This window comes from Gilliamella bombicola, assembly GCF_900094945.1.
Lineage (GTDB): Bacteria > Pseudomonadota > Gammaproteobacteria > Enterobacterales > Orbaceae > Gilliamella > Gilliamella bombicola.
This window is the reverse complement of the sequence record NZ_FMAQ01000029.1, coordinates 1-1041: the sequence shown is the minus strand read 5'-3', so window position 1 is coordinate 1041 and position 1041 is coordinate 1. Positions and strand designations below refer to the sequence as shown.

General features: G+C 47.4%; 1 protein-coding gene. It reads right to left on the bottom strand.

Annotated elements, in window-relative coordinates:
* Positions 1-109: 109 nt before the first annotated feature.
* Positions 110-1041 (bottom strand): hypothetical protein (locus GA0061081_RS11140; protein ID WP_209435410.1); only part of this gene is annotated, 932 nt, incomplete at its 5' end.

The window sequence follows — 1041 nt, the reverse complement described above, 5'->3', positions numbered from 1 at the left end:
CTAAGGGAAATGCCCCAACTTACGCGGGGGCGTTATTCTTTGTTAGATTGTCCTCTCAGGCACCATAACCGCCCCCGCGGCCCAAGGATTAAGGAATAAGAAATAAAAGCTAAGGTGCGGTGCAAACAGCAGCGTAGCGGATGGAAGCACTGTAGCTGTAAAAATCGCCGAAGTTCGAGTAGACAAGGAACCCATTGCTACCTGCTGCGTCGCTCGTCCAGTGGCCGTAGTGGTGGACGAAGCCCGCATCAGTGTAGTAGGCCATGAGGCCCCACTCCGAGAAAAAACCAGCACCTATGTGACGCTTGTAACCATTAAAACCAGACGACGGCACGGCGCCTAAATTTCTATAGTTTGAATTGGTTAAATCCCTTACCCTAGCAAGACGATAACCCAAACGACTACACCAAAATATTTGGTCTGACAGGCTAACGGCGTTATCACGAAGGACGAACCACTGCCTCAACACAAATCCATAACGAACCTCATTACCACCTCTATCCCTACCGACCAACTCAAATGTCTGTGGCAAAGATGGGACAGTTAGAGGACTAGGATTACTTGAATTTATCTGAGAACTACTTGCCCTAGGACCATGCAACGTTACCCGTGTTACATAACTGGATTTATCTCTAATCCATCTATCGGCTTGGAAAGTATCTCCATCAGGGGCTCTGAATGAACCAGAACGCGGCCTTGTCCAACTCACCTCTGCCCTTATACTACCACCTGTGTTAACTGTCCAACTCAACTGACTTGCATCGATTCCACCTATGAGCAAATCAAAATACAATCCGTCAGCACCCGTTGTAGGAAAATTTCGGTCGTAAGACGATGGACTTGTTGACTGAACCAAAAAACCCTTTGCAGGACTCCATATGTTAGATGGGCCTGCAAAGCGAGGGGCATCATTAAGAACGATGCCAGTAGTGCCACCCAACAACAAATTCGGCCTGACCGATTGCACAAAGTAACAACCACCAGAAGAATCCGGCTTGATGTAATACTCTACACTGCCTCCAATAAATGTACTAATATTTG